This is a genomic window from Chamaesiphon sp. VAR_69_metabat_338 (genome assembly GCF_031423935.1).
Lineage (GTDB): Bacteria > Cyanobacteriota > Cyanobacteriia > Cyanobacteriales > Chamaesiphonaceae > Chamaesiphon.
On record NZ_JANPGM010000276.1, the window covers coordinates 1 to 3,551 of the forward strand.

The window sequence follows — 3,551 nt, forward strand, 5'->3', positions numbered from 1 at the left end:
CATTAGGCGGAAAATCAGCCTGCTCTAAGCCTCGCCTAATCGCCCCAACCAGCGCAATATTGGTATGATATGCCTCATCCCCACCCCGCAGAATCAGACTATTCCCGGTCTTGAGAGTCATTCCCGCTGCAATCGCACCCAGCTCTGGTAAGGACTCATAAATAAAAGCTACCGTCCCTAACGGTTTTACCTGGCTGTAACAATGTCGATCTCCACCGGGCGGACAGACATCATTGTTGCCCGCGATCGCGGCTAGTTCGCCTAGGCGATACAACAAATCGATATAGCGTTGCAGGCGTTCGGGAGTCAGTTTCAACCACTCCAATAGCAGGTCTGAGAGGTCTAGTTGGCGACTGGCCTCTAGATCGAGGGTATTGGCTTCGAGAATGTCATGAAAATCTGCCCGTAAGGCTGTCGCCACCGAGCAGATCGCTTGCTCGCGCTGCTGGGTACTACTGAGCGCGAGCAAGCGTCCAGCTTGCACGGACTCAGATAAGACACTAGCTAAACTGGGGCTGGTATTCGCATGTTCCATAAGTAGAGGTGTTTAACCTTGGTCGCATAACCAGAGCGTAATAACGACGAGGACAACAATAGCTATCGCTATTGATAGTACAAGATTAAGGATCGGACTAGTTAATGTTACTCGACAATAAAGTTGAAATACTACCAGTATTAAGGCAATTACGCCCAGACATTGTAACCATAGCGCGCAACTCTCCCGCCAACTCGCTACTGCCCAAAAATTTCCTGTTGGGAGGGATCTGATTGACTGCAACCGTTTCCCGTTCCAATAATAACGTCGTTTGTAGGGATAAGTAGCTGCTAATTCCTCGATCGTCAAGCCATCTGATTGCAGGACAAAAATGCGCCGACAGCGATTGCAGCCAAAGGCTTCGGTGAGGACGATTTGTTGGAGTTGACCTTGGGGATGACAGGGACAGGGATATTCTTGGTCTAAATAAATTTTTTGCTGTTGAGGAGGTGTCACGCTGTATCTGGTAATCTGGCTCGCTCGATCGGCTGCATTGTTACAGCAATCGCTGCTATTTTCATAGCATATAAAAAAGTCTCCCAACTTGGGAGACTTTAGCTAACTTTTTAACAAGGATTTTTCAATCTTTAAGCGGGAGACGCGATTCGAACGCGCGACATCAACCTTGGCAAGGTTGCGCTCTACCACTGAGCTACACCCGCAATAGGTGTTTTCTGACCTTTATTATCATCCCATAGGTACGATAGTTTGTCAATAGCCTAACTCAAAATCTCGCACTGCTAGCGATCGCTCGTAGCTGTGGCTGGGATGTTTGCCAAACTTTGCCCCAGATCCACAGTTGCGAGCCGCGTTAAGGCATCCATTCCACCCCAATCCCGACCCGACTATCATAATTTTCCTTGGCATTTTGCTGTTGGATATCTGTCGATAACCGCAGGTGATTAGTCAGGGCATAGCCGACGGACAGAGTCGTCAAACCCGTCTCAGTACTACTACCCAAACCTACCCAGCTTTGACTCAGGGCGATATCGGCTCCGCCGCCGCGCGAAGGGACGAGCATCAATTTGAGACCGAGATTTAAACCATCGCGGTTATATTTATCGGTTTGGAGATGGCGAAAGCCGACAATCGGGGCGATATTAATATAGCCACCTAGCGGTAAGAGATAGTATTGCGCGTCTACACCATACGCACTGCGACTACCGCCTGAATTGTAGTTGGCACTAGCTGCAAATCCGCTGCGTCCGAAGAAGACGTCATCTACTGCCAGATGCAACCCGCCGGTTTGGGCAGTGGATGGATATTGCGAGTAGCCAACTTTGACTCGCGTCCGAAAACTGGGGTCGTTTCTAATCTCATCCAGGACATCGGGAATTCCCTTGCGCCATTTTTGTAAAACGGGGCTACCATTGATAATTTCTGGACTCAGATCGAGTGAGTCATCCGGATTAGGTGCCGACTGGCTTGCGGGTGCTGGCTGGCTCGCTGGTGCTGGCTGCTGTGTGACTACAGGTGCGGCACTAGCGGGGTTGGCGACACTAGGCAACTGTCCCCAACACCCCAGACAGACGAGCGTCCCCACGAAGGTTTGACACCAATTACCCAGTCTAAAATGATGATGATTTCGGTTTAGCAATTTACTTGAGTGGCGATCGCCTTACGGCGTGCTCGTGCGACCTGGATACCGTCATATTTTAGCACTGGGTCGAAAACTTAGAGTCTAGTCTTCGCGGTTGTGGCCGATCGTGTCGATCGGTAGACGATCGCCAAAGTCGTCGCTAGCCGCCGCTACTGAGTTAAAATCGGGCAGATCGGTCGATCGTGCCGCTAGTGCAAACCTTGCTGCTGTATCCTGTCGCCGGAAGAGGGTGCGATAGCTAGATTTTATCGCGCCTTGTGCTTGGTAGCAGTAAGCCGCGACGATAAACCACGCACCAAACCAAGATTTGGATTCAAAGCCATAGCCATCGAGATTACACAGTAAAGTTTGGCCGATGCCACTCCAAGCCGGATTGCCGCAAATGCCCAGACTGTGAGTACACAATTGAACGATGCCAAATGATGTCGCGATCGTCAAGGTCGCATACAGACCCGATCCGAGCGCGCGCGCATTAGGGTACCACGTTGTTGCCTGTTGGCACCTTATCGCCCGACCCCATTGAAACAGAAAAGCAAATACTAAACTAGGCAGTAATAAGCTCATGCACATCGCCAAAATCCCGATCGGGTATTGACGATCTTCGATGACTGCATTAACTGCAAATTGCCAACTGGCACCGAGAAAATTACCGATCGGCAGTCCGAAAGGTAATAAAATTAAGGTTTGAATCCAAGCTTTGCGCTTGGGTAAAAAAGTTTCCCAATGAAATCGCCGTTTGGGGCGGATAAACTCATTAAGATGTGGCTCTGTCATAACTACTGCACCTTCGATCGGATCGATATATCTACCATCCATTTTAGAATTCCCTACGGATACCAATATGTATCAATAAACAATAAATCGTAAACCAGTTACCCACTGGTGATTATCGCATTAAGCTGCAATATTTGTTGCACCAAGATTCACAATAAGTATCAAACATTCGGTAAGTTATATGTATTTATACTTAATTCGTCATGGTATTGCCGTAGATCTGGAATCGATCGCGGCTGCCGATCTCGATCTGTCAGCTCAGAGTGAGATCGATCGGGATGCGCTGAGGTCGCTTACTAAAGTAGGACGTAAAAAAATTGCTCAAGTTGCCGATCGCTTGAGCGAATTAGATGTAACATTCGATCTGATTGTCTCCAGTCCCCTCATCCGCGCGCACCAAACTGCTGAGATTTTGATGGAGAAGCAACTTAGTATGCAAGTGGAGATCGCCGAGGAGTTGAAACCGCAGGGCAATCTACCCGCATGGTTGACGTGGTGGCAGGATCGAACGACCGATCGATCGATTTCTACGCTAGCTTTAGTCGGACACGAACCCAATCTCAGCCACTGGGCAGAATTATTAATGTTTGGCAAAGTTGTCAATCGAATAGTCCTCAAGAAGGGTGGCATCATTGGTTTGAA

Annotated in this window: 4 protein-coding genes, 1 tRNA gene and 1 pseudogene; 1 reads left to right on the forward strand and 5 read right to left on the reverse strand. The window is 48.9% G+C overall.

The window, feature by feature from the left end; all coding sequences use genetic code 11:
• From RMO84_RS08130 to RMO84_RS08150, 5 genes and pseudogenes are all read right to left on the reverse strand, one after another.
• Positions 1–535, reverse strand: a pseudogene (locus RMO84_RS08130) (gamma-glutamyl-phosphate reductase); the annotation flags it as partial.
• Positions 536–547: 12 nt separating this feature from the next.
• The gene (locus tag RMO84_RS08135; protein WP_310487964.1) at positions 548–991 is read right to left on the reverse strand and encodes a hypothetical protein; all 444 of its coding nucleotides are present in this window, start codon (positions 989–991) and stop codon (positions 548–550) included.
• Positions 992–1,125: 134 nt separating this feature from the next.
• Positions 1,126–1,197: transfer RNA gene (locus RMO84_RS08140), tRNA-Gly, on the reverse strand.
• Positions 1,198–1,346: 149 nt separating this feature from the next.
• Positions 1,347–2,132, reverse strand: a complete 786-nt coding sequence (locus tag RMO84_RS08145) for a hypothetical protein (RefSeq protein WP_310487965.1) — start codon at positions 2,130–2,132, stop codon at positions 1,347–1,349.
• An 84-nt stretch (positions 2,133–2,216) separates the two neighbouring features.
• Positions 2,217–2,951 carry a hypothetical protein gene (locus RMO84_RS08150; protein ID WP_310487966.1) on the reverse strand — a complete coding sequence of 245 codons (735 nt, stop codon included), beginning with the start codon at positions 2,949–2,951 and terminating at the stop codon, positions 2,217–2,219.
• Between the two features lie 139 nt (positions 2,952–3,090).
• Between RMO84_RS08150 and sixA the strand changes: the two genes are divergently transcribed.
• The coding region (sixA, locus tag RMO84_RS08155) for a phosphohistidine phosphatase SixA (RefSeq protein WP_310487967.1) at positions 3,091–3,551 on the forward strand (461 nt) is incomplete at its 3' end.